The sequence below is a fragment of the Caulobacter sp. S45 genome, assembly GCF_009765965.1.
Taxonomy (GTDB): domain Bacteria; phylum Pseudomonadota; class Alphaproteobacteria; order Caulobacterales; family Caulobacteraceae; genus CAHJWH01.
On sequence record NZ_LMUL01000014.1, the window covers coordinates 428972 to 448220 of the forward strand.

The 19249-nt window shown below is 65.0% G+C and carries 17 protein-coding genes; 6 read left to right on the forward strand and 11 right to left on the reverse strand.

Annotated elements, in window-relative coordinates; all coding sequences use genetic code 11:
- Positions 1–54: 54 nt before the first annotated feature.
- Complete coding sequence (locus tag GSQ87_RS09190; RefSeq protein ID WP_158915174.1) at positions 55–870, reverse strand: IclR family transcriptional regulator; 816 nt, start codon at positions 868–870, stop codon at positions 55–57.
- A 103-nt stretch (positions 871–973) separates the two neighbouring features.
- Between GSQ87_RS09190 and GSQ87_RS09195 the strand changes: the two genes are divergently transcribed.
- From GSQ87_RS09195 to GSQ87_RS09210, 4 genes are all read left to right on the forward strand, one after another.
- A complete protein-coding gene (locus GSQ87_RS09195) occupies positions 974–2452 on the forward strand; it encodes a UbiD family decarboxylase (RefSeq protein WP_158915175.1) in 1479 nt (492 codons plus the stop codon).
- 209 nt (positions 2453–2661) lie between these two features.
- Positions 2662–4209, forward strand: coding sequence for a carbohydrate porin (locus GSQ87_RS09200; protein ID WP_158915176.1), 1548 nt, complete (start codon positions 2662–2664; stop codon positions 4207–4209).
- A gap of 73 nt (positions 4210–4282) precedes the next feature.
- A complete protein-coding gene (locus tag GSQ87_RS09205) occupies positions 4283–5644 on the forward strand; it encodes an MFS transporter (RefSeq protein WP_158915177.1) in 1362 nt (453 codons plus the stop codon).
- A 358-nt stretch (positions 5645–6002) separates the two neighbouring features.
- Complete coding sequence (locus GSQ87_RS09210; protein ID WP_158915178.1) at positions 6003–7064, forward strand: alpha/beta fold hydrolase; 1062 nt, start codon at positions 6003–6005, stop codon at positions 7062–7064.
- A 155-nt stretch (positions 7065–7219) separates the two neighbouring features.
- Here GSQ87_RS09210 and GSQ87_RS09215 read toward each other — a convergent pair whose 3' ends face one another.
- Complete coding sequence (locus tag GSQ87_RS09215) at positions 7220–8089, reverse strand: NmrA family NAD(P)-binding protein (protein ID WP_158915179.1); 870 nt, start codon at positions 8087–8089, stop codon at positions 7220–7222.
- A 124-nt stretch (positions 8090–8213) separates the two neighbouring features.
- Here GSQ87_RS09215 and GSQ87_RS09220 point away from each other — a divergent pair, with 124 nt between their 5' ends.
- Positions 8214–9113: a LysR family transcriptional regulator gene (locus GSQ87_RS09220; RefSeq protein ID WP_158915180.1), complete on the forward strand. Its 900-nt coding sequence runs from the start codon at positions 8214–8216 to the stop codon at positions 9111–9113.
- A gap of 156 nt (positions 9114–9269) precedes the next feature.
- Here the strand turns inward: GSQ87_RS09220 and GSQ87_RS09225 are convergent, their stop codons facing one another.
- The 5 genes from GSQ87_RS09225 to GSQ87_RS09245 form a co-directional block, all read right to left on the reverse strand.
- The gene (locus tag GSQ87_RS09225) at positions 9270–10409 is read right to left on the reverse strand and encodes a calcium-binding protein (RefSeq protein ID WP_158915181.1); all 1140 of its coding nucleotides are present in this window, start codon (positions 10407–10409) and stop codon (positions 9270–9272) included.
- Between the two features lie 404 nt (positions 10410–10813).
- The gene (locus GSQ87_RS09230; RefSeq protein ID WP_158915182.1) at positions 10814–11047 is read right to left on the reverse strand and encodes a hypothetical protein; all 234 of its coding nucleotides are present in this window, start codon (positions 11045–11047) and stop codon (positions 10814–10816) included.
- 170 nt (positions 11048–11217) lie between these two features.
- Positions 11218–12093 (reverse strand): glutathione-dependent disulfide-bond oxidoreductase, encoded by an 876-nt coding sequence (yghU, locus tag GSQ87_RS09235; protein ID WP_158915183.1) that lies wholly within the window; start codon positions 12091–12093, stop codon positions 11218–11220.
- A 140-nt stretch (positions 12094–12233) separates the two neighbouring features.
- Entirely contained in the window at positions 12234–12653 is a 420-nt protein-coding gene (locus GSQ87_RS09240) for a hypothetical protein (RefSeq protein ID WP_158915184.1), read from the reverse strand.
- A 133-nt stretch (positions 12654–12786) separates the two neighbouring features.
- Entirely contained in the window at positions 12787–13707 is a 921-nt protein-coding gene (locus GSQ87_RS09245) for a LysR family transcriptional regulator (protein ID WP_158915185.1), read from the reverse strand.
- Positions 13708–13810: 103 nt separating this feature from the next.
- Between GSQ87_RS09245 and GSQ87_RS09250 the strand changes: the two genes are divergently transcribed.
- Positions 13811–14644 (forward strand): SDR family NAD(P)-dependent oxidoreductase, encoded by an 834-nt coding sequence (locus tag GSQ87_RS09250; protein ID WP_158915186.1) that lies wholly within the window; start codon positions 13811–13813, stop codon positions 14642–14644.
- 162 nt (positions 14645–14806) lie between these two features.
- Here the strand turns inward: GSQ87_RS09250 and GSQ87_RS09255 are convergent, their stop codons facing one another.
- Genes GSQ87_RS09255 through iolD form a run of 4 tightly spaced genes read right to left on the reverse strand, consistent with a single transcriptional unit; the run spans position 14807 to position 19245 of the window.
- Positions 14807–15676 (reverse strand): polysaccharide deacetylase family protein, encoded by an 870-nt coding sequence (locus tag GSQ87_RS09255; RefSeq protein WP_158915187.1) that lies wholly within the window; start codon positions 15674–15676, stop codon positions 14807–14809.
- 10 nt (positions 15677–15686) lie between these two features.
- Positions 15687–16493, reverse strand: coding sequence for a 5-deoxy-glucuronate isomerase (gene iolB, locus GSQ87_RS09260; protein WP_158915188.1), 807 nt, complete (start codon positions 16491–16493; stop codon positions 15687–15689).
- Positions 16494–16498: 5 nt separating this feature from the next.
- Positions 16499–17407 (reverse strand): myo-inosose-2 dehydratase, encoded by a 909-nt coding sequence (gene iolE, locus GSQ87_RS09265; protein ID WP_158915189.1) that lies wholly within the window; start codon positions 17405–17407, stop codon positions 16499–16501.
- Positions 17404–19245, reverse strand: coding sequence for a 3D-(3,5/4)-trihydroxycyclohexane-1,2-dione acylhydrolase (decyclizing) (gene iolD / locus GSQ87_RS09270; RefSeq protein ID WP_158915190.1), 1842 nt, complete (start codon positions 19243–19245; stop codon positions 17404–17406). The genes iolE and iolD overlap by 4 nt, the downstream gene beginning before the upstream one ends.
- Between the last annotated feature and the right edge of the window lie 4 nt (positions 19246–19249).

The following is a 19249-nucleotide window of genomic DNA, read 5'->3' on the forward strand; positions in this document are numbered from 1 at the left end:
GCCCAGACGCCCCGCCTTCGGATCGATGCGGAGCAGGATTCGAGCGCCGCCACGTCACAAGCCTAGCCGACCGGAGAGCTGCCTCGCGCAAACCAGCAGCTCCTGAATCTTCGCGTTTTCCGGGCCATCGCCGCCCATGACCGCAGCCGACCCGCTGATGTTGATGGCCGCGATCATCTGAGCCGCGCCGTTGAAGATCGGCGCGGCGATCGCGACCAGGTCCCGGGTGAACACACCGTGCTTCAGCACCCAACCGCGCCGACGATCGGCCTCGCTCTGGGCCAGGATGCCCTCCACCGAGTCGACCGTATCCGGGAGAGGGGCGAGCGCCACCCCGCTGTACAGTTCCGTCAGCGCCGTGACCTCCATGCCGCTGAGCAGCACCCGACCGGTGGACGAGGCATGGGCGGGAAGACGGCTGCCGATCTCGACCCGGGAACTCAGCGAGCCCACAGGCGCCACATGGCATAGGTAGATGATCTCGCGGCCGTCCCGCACCGCCAGGTTGGCCGAGACGCCCGTGGCGTTGCACAGAGCTGTCAACCCCGGCCGCGCCACCGCGACGATGTCCTGCGAAGCCAGGTACTCGAACCCAAAGGTGAGCACCCGCGGGCCGACCTCATAGCCTGCCGGAGTCCTTCGCAGCACCCCGTGACGCTCCATCGTGTAGACGAGCCGCAAGGCGGTGGCGTGAGGCAGTTTGAGCTCGCGGGTGATCTCCGCCAGCGGCATCTCCCGGCGCGCATGGGACAGCAGCGTGAGCAGCTGGAAAGCCCGATCCACGGCCGGAACCATGTAGAGTTCGTCCAGATTGGCCCGCTCTTTCGAGGTTGGCTCGGAGGTCGCCATCCCTTTACGGCCCTTGGGCATTGACGCGTCCCCTCGGTCTGAATAAGTTATTTGAACATTATGTTCATATAAGAACATCGAAACAAGATCAAGCGCCTTCTGTCCAGGAGGCCGGGAGGACGAGTTGGGAAAGCCGGAGACGTTCGCGAGCTATCACGGCGAATACGCCGAGCCGCACCTGGACCTGCGCGAGTTCATCGTCCGCTGCGAAGCCGCCGGCGAACTGTTGAGGATTCAGGGCGCTGATCGGGACCTGGAGATGGGAGCCCTGGCCGAAGCCGTGGCGCACAAGAAGCTGGAGGCGCCCGCAGTCCTGTTCGAGGATATTCCGGGCTTCCCCAAGGGCTTTCGCGTCTTCTCGGGCGGCACCAATTCGAAGAAGCGGCTGGCGATGCTGCTGGGCCTGCCCGAGGTGTCCAGCCTGATCGACCTGGTTCGCGCCTATCGCCAGCGGATGAAGACTCACACCCCGATCCCGCCACGTGTGGTCGAGACCGGGCCGATCTTCGAGAACATCGACCGTGACGACGCGGTCGATCTCTCCAAGTTCCCCGCCCCCAAGGTGCACGAAGAGGATGGCGGCAGGTATATCGGCACCGACGACCTGATCATCATGCGCGATCCGGACGAGGGCTGGGTCAACGCGGCCACCTATCGGGTCCAGGTGCACGGCAAGGATACGACCGGGCTATGGATCTCGCCGGGCAAGCAAGGCCGCCAGATCCGCGACAAGTACCATAACGCCGGCAAGCCCTGCCCGGTGCTGATCTGCTGCGGCCACGACCCCATGCTGTTCCTCGCCGCCAGCCAGGAGGTGCGCTACGGCCTGTCGGAGTTCGACTATGCCGGCGGCCATCGCGGACGCCCCTTCGACGTGGTGATGAGCGAGGTGCACGGCCTGCCGATGCCCGCCCACGCCGAGATCGTGCTCGAGGGCGAGATGCTGCCCGGCGACAGCCAGACGGAAGGCCCGTTCGGCGAGTTCACCGGCTATTACGCCAGTCCCCAGAGCAACCAGCCGAGGGTGCGCATCAGCCGGGCCTACTACCGCAACGACCCCATCCTGACCATGGCCACGCCCATGCGGCCGCCCACCGACCTGTCCTTCGCCAAGTGCATCGTCAAGGCGGGCATGATCTGGGACGAGGTGGAGAAGGCGGGTCTTTCCGGGGTGCAGGGCGTCTGGTGCCACGAGGCCGGCATCTCGCGCATGTTCAACGTCATCTCGATCAAGCAGGCCTATGCCGGCCACGCCCGCCAGGCCGGTATGCTGGCCACCGCCTGCCAGGGTGGGGCCTATCTCGGCCGGTTCACCGTGGTGGTGGATCACGACGTGGACCCGACCGATATCTTCGACGTGTTGTGGGCCATGTCCACCCGCTGCGACCCGGAGCAGGACATCGATATCGTCCGGCGGATGTGGAGCAGCCCGCTCGACCCGCTCGTACCGCACGGTTCCAAAGGGAATTTCAATTCCCGCGCGGTGATCGACGCCTGCCGCCCTTACGAGCGTCTCGCCGATTTCCCGAAGGTCGCGCGCGCCTCCCCTGAACTGCTTGCCGAAGTGAAGCGCAAGTTCTCGACCTTCCTCGATCAAATTTGACGGCTGCCCACTTCGGCCCACGACATCGAAATTCGCTCACCGGAGAATGGATAGCGACCGGCTCACAATACAACTCAAATTTTAGACACAGATAGATCGAGGCCAATAAGAGCTTCGGCTAAGGGGGAAGCGTGACGAGAACAGAAACGAGGTGCCGGGGGGCGCGAGACTGGCGAATATTCGCGCTGCTGATCTTCGGGTCGACGGCCATGAGCGCTTCTGCGGGCCTGGCGCAGCCCAACGCCCAGGGCTCGCCGCCCGAGGTTGTGAAACCGACCCAGATGCCTCCCGTCACGGTCAACGCCGACCGGCGCAACGGATTGTCCATCGCGCCGGAGGCGACCACGCCAAGCCAGAAGATCGAACCGGGCGGCATAAGCTATCCGCCGGTCAGCGGCGCATCCCCGATCCAGGCCAGCCAAGCCTTCGAGGTTCCGGGCGAGAACCCCGGCTGGCTGTTCAACCTGTCGACCTATGGCGCCGGCTTCGGGCGGACGCTGGCGGATCGAGGCGTCTATCTGCACGGGGGCACCCAGTTGATGGCGGTGGACGTCGTCTCCGGCGGCCATAAGGGCGGCACCAACATCTTCAACCAGGGCTATTGGGGCTTCGACGTCAACACCGAGAAGGCCCTGGGTTGGAAAGGCGGTCTTTTCGACCTCACCTTCAGCACCCAGTTCGGCAACATCGCGGGAACTGAGAATGGGATCGGCTCGGTCGGCTACGTTCCCGCCGCTTTCGGCGACGGGGTCCGCCTGGTCAACTTCTATTACAATCAGAGCTTCTTCGATCACGCCCTTCAGTTCACGTTCGGCCGCATGCAGTCGGGCTATACGTCGACCCCTTATCTGTCGCCTGGCATCCACCAGACCCAATGGTACTGCTCGTTCATCACCGTATCCTGCGGAAACACGGCCGCCTATGCCGGCAATTCCAGCAAGGCGCCCTATGATGTCGGTTCGTGGGGTAGCTTCATCACCATACATCCAGCGCCTTACTGGTACATCAAGGGCGGGGTCTATGAGAACCAGCCGCTAGAGGTGACCGGCTCCCATACCCACCTGGGCTGGCCGGGGCGGGACTGGGGGTTGAACGAAGCCGCCGGCGCCTTCCTTCCGATCCAGGTCGGCTACATCACCACGGCAGAGAACTCGCCCTACCCGACCAACTTCCACATCGGCGGCTACTACGACACCGCTTCCTTCCCGGATAAATACTACAATTCAAAGCTCCTCGTGGCGGCGCTGCATCCAGGCGCGCCCCTGCTCGACGAGGGAACCAGCGGCATGTTCGCCGCCCTGCAGCAGACGGTCTGGCGCTTCAACCGCGACCGCAACAGCACCCGTGGCCTGTCGCTGTTCTTCAGCGGCGACTGGGACATCGGCGGCCTTGAGACATCCCAACAGCAGTATATAGGCGGCTTCATCCTCACGGGTCCAACGGCGACGCGGGCGGCGGACACCGTGAACTTCCTGATTTCCACCCAGGTGTTCGACCCACGTGAGAAGGCGAGTCGCGACGCGCTCGCCGCCGCCCACCACCTCGCCTACGAGATGCGCGATCAGACCGGACTGGAGCTGAACTACGGTCTCGCCCTGGCGCCGGGAGTGACCGTGTTCCCCTACACCCAGTACATCCTCAACCCGGATCAGCTCGGGGAAGCCTTTCCCGACCCGAAGGATACCCACGCCGTCGTAATCGGGGTGCACGCGCTGATCCGCCTGGATGTCCTCTTCGGCCTGCCCCAGGTCCAGTGACGACCCACGGGAAAACACAGCGCCAATCCGATAGAACAACCAAGGCGCCCTTCGGCGCCGGACGGAGGACCGAGTGGCCGAACAGGGCGTGATCGATATCCCCGAGTTGATCGAGTCCAATCCGATTGGGTCCGGCCGATGGCTCCTGGCGGCGTTGTGTCTGTTCGTCGTGACCCTGGACGGCTTCAATGCGCAGGTGATGGGCTATGTGGCGCCCTCGCTGATCAAAGCCTGGCACGTCGATCGCAGCGCCATGGGCCCGGTCGCCAGTTCCGCCCTGTTCGGCCTGATGATCGGGGCGCTGCTGCTCGGCACCCTGGGCGATCGGGTCGGCCGCAAGGCTGTGCTGTTGGTCGCAACGGTGTTGTTCGGGGTCTTCTCGCTGCTGACCAGCTTGGTCACCACGCCCGGCGAGATGCTGATCCTTCGCTTCTTGACCGGCGTGGGCCTTGGCGGCGCCATGCCGGCGGCAATCGCACTGGTGGCGGAATACTCTCCCAGCAAGGCGCGCGCGGGCATGGTCACCCTGGTGGTGGGTGGTTTCGCCATCGGTCCCGCTATCGGCGGGTTCGCCGCCGCCGGGTTGATCCACGCCTTCGGCTGGCGATCGATGTTCGTCGCCGGCGGGGTCATCCCGCTGCTGATGACGCCGGCTCTATGGTTGCTGCTTCCGGAGTCCATGCGCTTCGTGACCCGCAAGGGCGTCGGGGCGGAGCGGATCGCCGCCAATCTGCGCAAGGTCTTTCCCCGCGGCCAGTTCCCGCCCGGCGCACGCTATCTCCACGCCGAGGGCACGATCCGAAAGGCGCCGGTGAGGGACATCTTCGCCGGGAACAGGACGCTGGGCACCTTGATGCTCTGGCTGGCCATCTTCATGAATCTGGTAGGCCTGAATCTCCAGACCAACTGGCTGCCGGTGATCATCACCGGACTGGGCTTTCCGATCTCGCAGGCGGTGACTGCGACGGCCATGTTCCACGTCGGCGGCGCCATCGGGGGGCTGGTGCTCGCCCGCTTCGCCCACCGGTTCGACTTCATCCTCGTCGTGTCGGCCATGTTCGCCCTGGCCGGGATCATGATCGTCCTGATCGGCGGGGCCGGTGGTTCGATCCTGATGCTGCGGCTTTCGATCTTCGGCGCGGGGTTGTTCGTGGTCGGGGGCCAGACAGCGATCAACGCGCTTAGCGGCATCCTCTATCCTGGGTATATCCGCTCGACCGGCTCGGGCTGGGCGCTCGGTGTCGGCCGCCTGGGCGCGGCGGTCGGGCCAATGATCGGCGGCGGCCTTCTGGCCTTGCACCTGGGACTGTCCAAGCTGTTCTGGATCGAGTCGGCGCCGTTCTTTCTTGCAGCCCTCGCTGTCCTGGTCATCCGGCTGACACGTCGAGGCCCGCTCGCAGTTCCCGATGCGGCTGCGGCCGATGGCGAGCCATAATGGACATTTAGCATGTCCGAGATGACATTCGCCCTCCCCCAGCAGGCGTCGAGCTGGAAGATCGCCGTCTGAACCTGGACGGCTTTGAAGGCGTGTTCCTTGAACCGGTAGTGCAAGCAGAACACCTCGGCTGGCTTGCGGCCCGCCGAGCTTTGCAGTTCAGCGAAACAGTCTAGTGCGAAAATCGGGGTCTCCTGGAAGATAAATCGGCATAATCTGCAAGCGGAACGCCCGCCTTTCCTACATATTGCCACCAGATTCCGGTTCCAGCGCGCCGCCCCCTCGTCGACCGAGTTCGCAGTTCGCGGTCGCCATGGCAGTTCTCGCCTCTACCAGCCCACCACAAGGAGTTGGATTAATGAGCAAGCTCGAAACATCCAAAGACATCAACCAGCCGCGGCGTCAGTTTTTCGGCGCTGCAGCGCTGATCGTCGCCGCCGCCCAGATCGGTCCTATCGGGTCCGCCAACGCCCAGGCCGCCGAAAGCGAACAGGCGCCGACGCCCGCGCCCGCCGGTCACACCTCGTTCGCCACGCTGAAGCAAATCGACGCCGGGACGCTCAACGTCGGCTATGCCGAGGCCGGTCCCGTAAATGGCCCGGTCGTCATTCTGCTGCACGGCTGGCCCTACGATATTCACAGCTATGTCGATGTCGCCCCTTTGTTGGCCTCGAGGGGCTACCGGGTAATCGTGCCCTATCTGCGTGGCCACGGATCAACCCACTTTCTCTCGGGCGAGACCGTCCGCAACGGCCAGCCATCAGTGGTTGCGCTCGATATCATCGCCTTGATGGACGCCCTGAAGATCGAGAGAGCCACCCTAGCCGGCTTCGATTGGGGCGCACGCACGGCGGACATTGTCGCGGCGCTCTGGCCTCAACGCTGCAAGGCCCTGGTCTCCGTCAGCGGCTATCTGATCGGCAGTCAGGAGTCCGGGAAGATACCGCTGCCCCCAGAGGCCGAGTTCCAATGGTGGTACCAATTCTATTTCGCGACGGAACGCGGCCGAGCCGGCTATGACAAATATCGGCGCGAGTTCGCCAAGCTCATTTGGCGACTTGCGTCGCCAAAGTGGAACTTCGACGACGCCACCTTCGATCGATCGGCCACAGCGTTCGACAACCCTGACCACGTCGCCATCGTCATCCATAATTACCGTTGGCGGCAGGGTCTCGCCGAAGGCGAGCCAAGATGCGATGCGTTGGAAAAGCGGCTTGCCCTGGGGCCTGTCATCACCGTTCCCACCATCACTCTTGAAGGCGACGCCAATGGCGCACCACATCCGGATGGTAGCGCCTATGCTATGAAGTTTTCGGGCAAGTACTCTCATCGGATCATCGACGGCAGTGTTGGGCACAACCTACCGCAGGAAGCGCCGCAAGCCTTCGCTCAAGCCGTCATCGACGTCGATAAACTCTAATCGATCGGGGCTGGCGCTGGCGCTACCAACCACCAACCCCCATCGACGGCCCTACTTTAGCGGGGGTGCGAGCCATTTCGCTCCAGCCCCGATGACGAGCGCTGCATGGCGCATGTCGGACATCACCTGCCCTTTGCCATCGCTCGCCCGAGCCGTCATGACGGCGACCTCTCGACCAGGCCCTCGAGCACCTCCGCGAAGGTGATCGATCCGGTGCGCTGCTCGGCGTCGCCGCCCTCGAAGTCGATCCATCCTTCGTTGAAGCCATCGAGCATCCGGATTCGCGGCTCGGGATAGGTCATCCCCTGAGCGCGGAAATTGGCCTCCCAATGATCGTGCGGCGCCGCCTCGACCAAGACCGGATGACCGAGGGCGGCTGCGAAGGCCGCCGCCTCGTCCTGCGCGCTGTAGCGAGCCGGGCCTCGGAGTTCCACCACACGCTGTCCCGCCCACGAACCTTGGACAAGCTCAGCCGCCGTCCGTCCGATATCGCGGACGCTGACCATATCGATCCTGTGGTCGATCGGGCTGAGGTAGGTTTCGAACCTGCCTTCCCGCGCCGCCGCCACGTCCCACGCGGCGTTCTCCATGAACCAGGCCGCTCGCAGGATGGCCACGGGCGCTCCGGTGCTGCGGAGCATGGCTTCGGTGATCGCCGAGTTGTTGAGGAGGTTGAACTCTTCGACGTGGGCGCCGACCGTGGAAAGGAACACCACCCTTCCTGGGCGGCTCTGCGCAATGGCGGCTTTGATCGCGGCGGCCGCCTCGTGCGTATCCGGAAAGCCCGGCGTCGGATCGTAGTTCGGCGGCGTCATCAGGAATACGCCATCGGCGCCCTTGAACGCTTCGGCAAGCGCCCGACCGTCGGTGATGGCGGGCACGATAGCAATCTCGCAGCCGCGATCCGCCCAGACCCGGCCCTTATCCCCACTGCGCACCACCGCGCGAACCGGCTCGCCGGCCGCGAGCAAGGTCTCGGCGACCACACCACCAACCTGCCCCGTTACACCCATGACGACGAACATTTCTGGCCTCCTCGAATGGGCTTAGCCTTGTCGGGCTCACCCTGGAGACACTTTGCGCCCACATCATTTTTGAATTAAGTGCCGTTAAGTCATAGTATTTTTGCGAAAAGATAGGGAGCGTGAAATGGCGTTCGATGGGCGTCTGCTATCGGGCGTGACCGTCCTGGCCGCCGTTGTGGAGAGCGGCAGCTTCACGCGCGCCGGCGAACTGCTGGGCCTGTCGCCGTCGGGTGTAAGCCGGTCGGTATCGCGGCTGGAGGACCGGATCGGCGTTCGCCTGCTCGACAGGACCACAAGGGCGTTGCGGCTTACCGACGAGGGCGGGCGCTTCTATCAGATGGCCCTCCCCCACCTCGACGGCATAGAGGAAGCGGCGAATCTGGTCTCAGGCGCCGCCGAGATCGTGCGTGGCCGGTTGAGGGCCAGCGTGAATCCCATCTTCGCTCAGCATGTCATCGCGCCACGACTGGGAGAATTCATCGCGCGGTTTCCGGACCTGGAGGTGGACCTGCTGACGCCGGACGGGCGCCTCGACCTGATCAGCGAAGGCGTCGACGTCGCCATCCGCTTCGGCCAGCAGCCGACATCGAACTTGACCTCCAAGCTCATCCTGGAGACGCGTGTGCTCACGGTCGCTTCGCCGACCTATCTGGAGCGCCGCGGGCGGCCAGGTCATCCCACCGAGCTGACCGATCACGCGTGTATCCAGTTCCGGGACCCGATGACCGGCCAGCCCTTCGAATGGGAATTCCGCCGAGGGAAGGAGGTCCTGCCGATCCCCACCCGCGGCCAACTGGTCATGTCGGACCCCGGGACGATGGTGACCGCCTGTCTGGCAGGCGCCGGCGTCGCACAGATCCTGGCGATCGGCGTCCAGCACCTGCTCGACGAGGGTCGGCTGGTCGAGCTGTTTCCCGATTGGCCAGGCGAAATCTTTCCCCTCTACGCGGTCCGCCCGTCCAAGCGGCTGGCTCCCGTCAAGGTCGAGGCCTTCATCGATTTCTGCTGCGCCCTGGTCCGATGATCGCCTGCAAGGCCGATTGCCGACTGGAGCACGGTACGGATCGTTCGCTACGGTAGCCTCACGCCCAGACGATCTTCAAGCTGGCGACTCACTAAGCCGCGGTTGATCGCAGAGTATCGAGATCGTGCGCCGCTGGGTCTTACTTTTCGATCGACTTCAATAGGCGAAGAAACCGTAGTCGCTCTTCTGGAGAGGGACGCCGCCATCCTGAATCCAGAACTCTCCGGACTTGGCCCCGTCGACCACCTCATACTTCGATATGGTGCCCTCGTCCGAGAGATGGACAAGCTGGGCATTGGCGCTGAAACCCGTGAAGTGGATGAAGTCCCCGCCGGGCTGATCAGCGCCTTCGAAATCGTAAATGATGTCCTTGCTCGAGCCGGTTGCGAAATCGCCGACCTTGAACACGAAGGTGTCGTCACCCGGACCGCCCATCATCGAATCCGCGCCCGGTCCGCCCGTGATCGTGTCATTCCCGGCCCCGCCCGAGATGCGATCGTCGCCGGCCCCGCCGTTGAGGGCGTCGCCAGCTGAGCCCCCGCGCAGCAGGTCGTTACCCGCCGCCCCATTTATCAGCCACGCGGAGTGCGAGGTGCTCTTGTCGATCGTGTCGTCCAGCGCGGTTCCGTAGACGTAGGTCGCGGGCTGGGTCGGTGGTCCGATCTGGACCGTCGCTTGAACCGGTGCGGAGGTGGTCCCGAACCCATCGGTGACCGTATAGTCGAAGGTCAGCGTACCAGACGACACGGGCGAGCCATCGGCATTATCAGCGAAGATCTGCAACTCGCCGCCCTGGGCTAGAAGACCAAGGGTGTCGGGGGTGGAACTGCCGGTCACATCGGAAAGCCCGGCGGCGTCGGTGCTACCCGCAGGCGTCCCGGAGAAATGGAAGGGCGATGTGACCGTCACATAGAGGGCGTCGCCATAAGGCCCGGTGTCATTGGCGGTGAGCGCGGTCAACGGTATAGAGGTGTCGCCGCCGGCTACATGAATGGTTTCGGGTTGGGCCACGACGGACGTCTGTAGCGGCGCCACGGCCCCGTTGGGTCCTGTTATCGTGAAGAAATAGGCTTGAACCTCGCTGAACGCGGGGTTGTATTCAATGAATTGCCCGTACCCCTCGCTACCTGCCTTGAAAACATAGTCGAAACCTTCGCCTCGCGAGGGCGGACCTGTATCGGGGATGCCGATCAGCGTACCTCCGCTGACATCTCCCACGGAAAAGGGAAACTTGGAGTCAGGATCTCCAATGACATAGTCTTGGCCCGCTCCAATGGTCACATAAATCGCCGGCATCGTCGCCCCCTGCTCCACAGCCCCCACCGTGTAGTCGACTGTTCGCTTGCATTAAGCTTTTGTCAATTCAATCCGACCTTTCGATTGTTGACAGATTTGCGGCGCCCGGGGTTGAGGCGAAAGCAAAACAGCGCCGCACGCCGGCATTTGCTTGATCGGCCAAGCTTGCGCCGCCTCGACGCATCTCCACGCGCGCCCTGCCCAACGGCAGCGTAGCGAGGTGCGCAGCGATCTTTAGAGGATTTAGATTATCGCGGTCGTCTTCGGATGCTGCGGAGCCTAGCCCTCAGCGTCGGATCGCAGGCCGGCCCGACCACGCGGCATGAGGGCCAACGCGGTCCCGTCGTCCGGATAAGCCAGACGTTCGGGACCGGTTGGCGTCTATGGGCCGAAGCCCGCGAGGATTAAGGCGTGCCGGCGGCGGGGTGACTCGTGTCGTCGCAATTCCAGCGCGGGCACATGAGGCTGCGGGCCTGATCGGCCGTCAGCGGTTCATTCAGTCGATGCTTGCGAGGCTGCGGCGCCTGCGGAGCGGTGGCGGGCGCGGCGCTCTTTGCAGCGACGGGGGCTTGCTCCGCATGAGCCGAGGCGGCTGCGCCGGAAGCCAAAAGAGTTAGGATGAGGATGGTTTTACGCATGGGAGTCTCCTGTTGATGGAAAACTCCTCCCGGCCGCCGCTTCTATAAGGCGGCGCAGCGCGTCATTTAGGGATTCGTCGCCCCAAACCAAGCCCGCAGTGCGACGCAGCACAGAATTATGTTGCGATGCAGCAGCACCCCCTCCGTCACCCGCCCAAGTCGGAACCTGCTCAGATGGCGGCTACGAGCTTGTCCTGAGTTTTGGTTTCGAAATCACCGGCGTCATGGCGCTCGTGCAACTGGCTCGAAGGCTCGCCGAAGACGCGGTTGACCATGCGTCCGCGTTGGACCGCGGGCCGTTCGGCGATGGCCTCGGCCCAACGTTGCAGATGTACGTATTCCCGCACCTGGAGAAATTCGGCCGCGTCGTAGAGCCAGCCCTTCACCAAGCCGCCGTACCAGGGCCAGACGGCCATGTCGGCGATCGAGTAGTCGGCGCCCCCCAGATACGCGTTGTCCGCCAGGCGCCGGTCGAGCACGTCGAGCTGACGTTTCACCTCCATCGCGAACCGGTCGATGGCGTATTCGATCTTGGTCGGCGCATAGGCGTAGAAGTGGCCGAACCCTCCGCCAAGATAGGGCCCACTGCCCATCTGCCAGAACAGCCACGACAGGCATTCCGCGCGCAGGTGGGGTTCGGTCGGCAGGAACGTCCCGAATTTCTCGGCCAAGTGGACCAGGATCGCACCGGACTCGAATATGCGGATCGGCGTCGGCCCGCTGCGGTCCACCAGGGCCGGGATCTTGGAGTTGGGGTTCACCGCCACGAAGCCGCTACCGAACTGGTCGCCGTCATTGATCCGGATCGGCCAGGCGTCGTACTCGGCGCCGGCATGGCCCAGCGCCAGCAGCTCTTCGAGCATCACCGTGACCTTCACCCCATTCGGTGTCGCCAGCGAATAGAGCTGCAGGGGATGGTTTCCGACCGGCAGGTCCTTGTCGTGCGTCGCCCCTGAGATCGGCCGGTTGATGTTGGCGAACTTTCCGCCGTTCGCCTTGTCCCAAACCCAGACCTTGGGCGGCGTGTACTCGGACGGTTCGGTCATGGCTTGAACTCCGGATGTGGCGAGCGCAGTTGGACATGGTGCGCACCGGCTGTGTCGAATGAGGAAATCTGGCGGTTGGCGGCTAAGCGCCCAATTGGTGTCGGCCGACCCGAGGCGCCAGGGTGCGCCTGACGCTCTGGCTAAGGTTCGTGGCTCCCACCCGCCGCCCCCTGTCCTCGGCTCGCCTGAAGGGACCCAGCGGCCGCCCTGGTCTCGGCCGCATGAGCGGTCAGGTTCACGGGCAGGGCTTGCGACTTTAACAGCGACTTGGTCCAGGGATTCACGCCGACACAATAGCCGCTCAGGTCGCCACACTGACGTATCTCGCCCGTGTCGCTGTCCACGACCACGATAACATGTTCGTCGTCAGTGATTTTGGCCGTCGCCGGCTCACCCAGCAGATTGGCGGCTCCCGCCATCTTCGACCACAGCTCGCCCGGCGAATAAATCCCGACCCCGGCAAATCGGCCGTGGTGAGTTTGAACCTGCGTGGATTGCTTGCTGCAGCTGGCGAGGCACGCGGCGGCCAGGACGGTGATAACGAGGAACCCTGACTTCATGCGCGCCTCAACACCCCTGCAATTTTCACGATGGTATGCCGCCGCTCGCCTTCCGCAAACCACCCTCCGCAGCCTTTGCCTGCACATGGGTTCCGCAACCCCAGATTTTCTTCGCGGGCTTCGGCTATTACATTCAGGTGTGGAGTAAGACCGCCTGCCGGCGCAGCGCGTCGATGAAGGCCCGAATGGCCGGCGCCATTTGCCGCTGTTCCGGGTAACAGAGGTGATGGCCGGGGAAGCGGGCCGACCAGGGCTCCAGCATCGCGATCAGACGACCGTCCCCGAGCACCTCGCCGACCTGCTGCTCGACCGCGAAGGCGATGCCGACACCGTCCAGGGCCGCCTGTATGGCCACCTCCTTGCTGTTGACGATCAGCGGGCCGTCGACCGCCACCTCGAACCAGGCGCCGTCTTCGAAGAACTCCCAATTGTAGGGCGCAAGCCGGCCGGGCCAGCGCCAGCGGATGCAGCGGTGGTTGATCAGGTCGCGCGGATGCTCCGGCCGTCCATTGCGCTCCAGGTAATCGGGAGAGGCGACGGCGATCTGTCGTAGATCAGGACCGAGGCGCACCGCCACCATGTCGCGCTCGATCACCTCGCCGATGCGGACCGCCACGTCGTAGCCCTCCGCCACCATGTCCACTACGGCGTCATCGAGCACGAGGTCGATCACCACCTCTGGGAAGTCGCGATGGAAGCCCGCCAGCATCGGCGTGACGTAGCGCTCGGCCGCGGCGCGGAAGGCGTGCACGCGCACCGTCCCGGACGGGCGCTCACGGTAGCGTCGGACCTGGCCCACCGCCGAACCAAGCTCGGTCACGGCAGGCGATATGCGCCGAAACAGGTTCTCGCCCGCATCGGTCAGTGAAACACTGCGGGTGGTGCGGTTGAGCAGGCGCACCCCTACCCGCTCCTCGAACGCGCGCACCGTCTGACTGAGCGCCGAGGGTGTCACGCCCAGCGTTTCGGCGGCCCGGCTGAAGCTCAGTGCCTCGCCCACCGCCAGGAAGGCGCGGAGTTGGCCGAAGTCGCTGCCCGACAGGAGATTGCTCATCGCGTCAGTTGAGCATTCCGAAGGCTGGCTAACAAGGCCTGTGAGAATTCAGGCCATTCTGAAGCGTACGCCCGCCGGATAGGATGTTTGCAGGAGACCTCACATGAAAACTTGGTTCATCACCGGCATTTCCCGCGGCCTGGGCTTCGCTCTGGCGCAAGCCGCCTTGCATCGCGGCGACACCGTCGTCGGCACCGTACGCACCGGGGCGCCCGAGTTGGATCAGGGTCCAGGCAGGCTGCATGTCCTCCCCCTCGACATGGCCGACGGTGCGGCGATCGAGGCGACGACGGCGAAGGCCTTCGAGCTGGCTGGCGGCCGATTGGATGTGCTGGTCAACAACGCCGGCTATGGGCTCCTCGGCGCGATCGAGGATGCGACGGACGCGGAAGTCGAGCACCTGTTCGCCGTGGATGTGTTCGGCCCATTCCGCCTGATCCGCGCGGCGTTGCCCCGGCTGCGGACGCAGGGCTCCGGCCATATCCTGAACATCACCTCCATCGCCGGCCGCGCACCGGGCGCGGCCTCGGGACTGTACGCGGCGGCGAAACACGCGCTGGAGGGTCTTTCGGCCGGCCTGGCCCAGGAACTCGCGCCCACGGGCGTCAAGGTGACGGCCGTCGCGCCGGGCGCCTTCCGCACCGACTTCCTCTCCGCCCATTCGATCCGCAAGAGCGGGGCTGTCGCCCAAGGCTACGAGGCCACGGTCGGGCGCATGAGCCAGGCCTTCGACACAATGGCCGGCAAGCAACTCGGCGACCCGGCGCGGGCGGCCGAAGCGCTGCTGAAGCTGGTCGACGCCCCCAATCCGCCGACCCAGCTGTTGTTGGGAAGCGACGCCCTGCGCCGCACGCGGGAAAAACTCGACACGGTGATCGACGAGATCGGGCGATGGGAGGAACTCACCCGGAGCACGGATTTTCCCAACCACGACTAGGCGACGGACGAGGAACCGGCTCCTGGGATGGCCCGTAATGGCTGGGCCGACGTGGAGGAACGCCTGCTGGTGAATAGGCGGGCGGGGGTCGATGGAGTGGGACGCCTCCGGATATGACAGCCGTCGGAAATCTCCGAAATCAGGCCTCGTGCTTTCGGCGTCCTATTGAACGGATCCGGTCAGGTGGGAAAAGACCTCGCCCATCGGCGCGCACCACAGTGGCGTTTGAGCGATCCAGCCCAAGATGCGATCGTGCGACGTGACGCTGGTGTCTCCATCGCCAAGCCTTGTCGGGACGACGTCGTGGAATATCAGTATCGCCCACCGCCCCCAGCCTAGCGCCTTGCGGAGATAGTCTATGGCGAGTTGAGGATCATCCCGGTCGTAGGTCGGTGCGATGGCCTGGAGTTGGTAGCGCTGTCGACCTACCAGCCGCGGATCGTTCGGGTCGCCATCGGCGGCGCGGGCGGCCGTGAAGACCGGTCTGAGAGCGTCTATATAGCGTTCCTCGCCTTCACGTTGACCACCGGCTCCCAGTTCGATGGTTCCGCATGGATAGGCGAATGTCCGCCGGCGCACCCCAAAATACGCGTTCAGGAACCGCTCCGTCGGAGCGATCTCCTCGCGGACGAATCGTTTTGTCGAATAGCCAGCGAGCCGGCAATGGTGATGCAGGGTGTGATCGCCGATCTCGTGGCCTTCGCGGGCCACGGCCCTCCAGCGATCCACCTGCTTTTCCATGTTCTCTTCCGTCAGGAAGAAGGTGGCTTTCCAGCCAAGCCGATCGAGCGCCGGAACAGCATATTCGAGTTGGCTGTCGAGGCCGTCGTCATAGGTGAGGCTCACGGCCGCGCGCTCGCCATGGGGCCACGCGAAGGGCCGATATTCTTGTCCGGAAGAAATTCGAGGCGCCGCCGTTGCGAGGGCCGCACCGCTGATGACCGTGAAGAATTCTCTGCGTCCGATCATCGTCGCGCCGACTCCACGAAAGAAACCCACCAGCGCGCATCCAAATAAAACCTGGAGGTACAATAAGGGCTATCTATTTCCCCCGGACGATCCACTCGTGTGCGGGATCATTATGGAAGACCCATTTCCGCTTCGGACCCGCCATCACATTTAGATAGTAGAGATCGTAGCCATGCGGGGCGCCGACTGGATGATAGCCGCGCGGAACCAGCACCACGTCGCCATCCTCGACACATACGGTCTCGTCCAGACTGCGGTCGTCGGTGTAGACGCGCTGGAAGGCGAAACCCTGCGGCGGGTCGAGCCGGTGATAGTAGGTCTCTTCCAGCAGGGTCATCTGCGGCGTGGCGTCCTCGTCGTGGCGATGCGGCGGATAGCTCGACCAGTTCCCGCTCGGTGTGATCACTTCGGTGATCAGCAGGCTTTCCGCAGGCTCGGTTTCCGGCAGGATGTTGCGCACGCGACGGCTGTTGGAGCCCTGGCCACGGAATTCCAGACCCATCCGCTCCGGCGCGATGAGGCGCACCGCGCCTGGGCCGTGGCCGGGCGCGCTGCACACCGCGACTTCACATGCATTGCGCGCCGTCACGAGGCAGGACACGCCCGCGGGCGCATAGACAGCGCCGGGGGCGGCGTCCTCGAACACGCTGCTGCGACCGCCAAGCCCGTCGAAGCGCTCCCCGCCCGCTTCGATGTCGGCGGAGCCGGTCAGGATCATGATGCAGATCTCGCGGCCAGGCATATGTATCCGAGCCACGCCGCCGGTCTCGAGCTTGCGGACTTCGAACCCGACATAGGTCCAGCCCGCGCTCTGCGGCGTGATGTCGATGACGCGGCCCTCGGCGTCGGGAGCGGTGGGGCGGACACGCAAATTTGGCATGGCGGCTACTCCGCGGCCAAGGCGCGCCGCAAGCCGGCGGCGGAGGCTTCGCGCCTGAGCGTGGACAAGCCGATCTGGCTGTAGACACGGGGATTGGCGAGAGCCGGGTCCTGTTCCGCCTCGACCACGATCCAGCCCGAATAGCCGATCCCGGCGAGCGCGCGCATCACCTCGCCGAAGTCGATCGAACCATCGCCAGGCGCGGTGAACATGCCGGCCAGCACGCCGTCGAGGAAGCTGCGACCGCTGGCCAGGATATCCGCGTGTATCGGCCGCCGCACATCCTTGCAGTGGACGTGGCTGACGCGGTGCGGGTGGGCGCGGATCAGCGCTGAGGGATCGACGCCGCCAAGGACCGCATGACCGGTGTCGACCACGAAGCCGACGGCGTCCCCGGTGTGCGCGATGAAGGCGTCGATGTCTGCTGACGTCTCGACGGCCGTGCCCAGGTGATGGTGGTAGGCGAAGCGCATGCCCCGCGCGGCGACATAGTCCGCAAGCCGGGTCAGGCGCTCGCCGAACTCTGGCCATGCCCTGGCGTCCAACCGCGGCGGATCGCGGAGCGGGCTTTCACGCCGGCCATGGATCGCGTTCGAGCATTCGGCGGCGATGAAGACCTGCGACCCCATCGCTTCGAGCAGGGCGAGATGGGGCTGCATCGCCTCGATCTCGGCCGCGGCGTCGCGCACCAACAGATGACTGGAATACCAACCCCCGATCAGGTCAAGCCCGTAGCCGGACAACAGGGGCTTCAACACCGCCGGGTCCTTGGGGAACTTGCCCCCGAGCTCGACACCCTCGAAGCCCAAGTCGCGGCAATCGTTGAACACCGTCTCCAGCGGCGTGTCGCCGCCGAGTTCCGGCATGTCGTCGTTGATCCAGGCGATCGGACTGACCCCGAAACGGATACTCACTGCGCGTCTCCTATTCGCCGTCCCGACAGATGGTGTTCGTAGGCGGCGCGGGCGTCCCTCACCTCAGCGCGAGCGGATACGGCCGGCACCGCGACCTCCCACCATGCGCCGCCTTCGCGGGTGACGGTCGCGGGATCGGTCTCGATCACCAGCAGCCGGACGCCGGACACCGGCGACGCCAGCGCCTGTTCGAGTTCGACGATGTTCGCCACCTTGTCCGCTCGCGCGCCCATGCTGGCCGCGTGGGCCGCGAAGTCGATCTCAGGCAGCACAACGTGGCGCGTGTCGGCCCACAGGTTGTTGAAGGGCGCGCCGCCACAGGCCTGCTGCAGGCGGTTGATGCAGGCGAAGCCGTGGTTGTCGAGCAGCACGATGGTCAGATCGAGCCCCATCGCCACCGCACTGACGATCTCGCTGTTCGCCATCAGGTAGCTGCCGTCCCCGACCATCACGATCACGTCGCGGCCCGGCTCCGCCAGCTTGACGCCGAGCCCCGCGGCGATCTCGTAACCCATGCAGGAGAAGCCATATTCGACGTGGTAGCCGCCGGGCGACCGCGTCCGCCAATGCTTGTGGAGTTCGCCCGGTAGGCCGCCGGCCGCGCAGACGACCACCGCATCGTCCGCCGCTTGCCGCCGAACCGCGCCGATCACCTGCGCGTCCGAAGGCGTCGCACCGTCTCCAGGAACCGCCATCGCGGCCTGCGAAGCCGTGTTCCAGGCGGCGATCGCCTGCGCATGATCACCCTGGGGCCAAAACGTACCCCGCAGCCGATCCGCCAGCTCCTCGATCACCCGCAACGCATCGCCGACCACCGGCTCCGCATACTGCTTTGTCGCGTCGTACGGCTGGATATTGACCTGGATCAGCCTTTGCCTCGCCCCGTCGAGCAAGGCGCGCGATCCGGTGGTGAAATCCTGCAACCGCGTGCCGACGCCCACGATCAGGTCGGCCTGCGCGATCGCGGCGTTCGCCGCCGACGTTCCCGTGACGCCCACCGCGCCCAAGGCTTGCGGATGGTCCCAGGCAAGCGCTCCCTTGCCGGCCTGTGTCTCGCAAACCGGAACGCCGGTGGATTGCGCGAACGCGGCAAGCGCCGCCTCGGCGCGGCTGTACAGCACGCCGCCGCCGGCCACGATCACCGGCGAGCGCGCCGAACGCAGGGCGTCGACCAACGCCCCGATCTCGGCAGCGTCGGGGCGCGGACGGCGTATCCGCCAGACCTTCTTCTCGAAGAACTGCACCGGCCAGTCGTGCGCCTCGGTTTGGACATCCTGGCAGAAGGCGAGCGTGACCGGGCCGCATGCGGCGGGATCGGTCAGCGTCGCCATGGCCCGAGGCAGCGCCGCCAACAGTTGCTCGGGACGGGTGATCCGATCGAAATAGCGAGACACCGGGCGAAAGCAGTCATTGGCGCTGACGCCACCGTCGGTGAAGTCTTCGATCTGTTGCAACACCGGATCAGGCGCCCGCCCGGCGAAGACGTCGCCCGGCAGCAGCAGGACCGGCAAGCGATTGGCGTGGGCCACGGCGGCGGCGGTCACCATGTTGAGGGCGCCTGGCCCGATCGAGGTCGTGCACACCATGGCGCGCTCGCGGCGGGCCTGCTTGGCGAAGGCGACGGCGGCGTGCGCCATCGTCTGTTCGTTATGCGCGCGCCAGGTCGGCAAATCGTCTCGGGCCTCGTAAAGGGCCTCCCCAAGGCCCGAGACATTGCCGTGGCCGAAGATCGCCCAGACCCCGGCGAAGAAACGCATCTCGCCTCGGGGCGTCGCAATGTGCTGGGCGGCGAGCCAGCGCACGGCGGCCTGGGCGGCGGTCAATCTTAGGGTCGCCACGTCC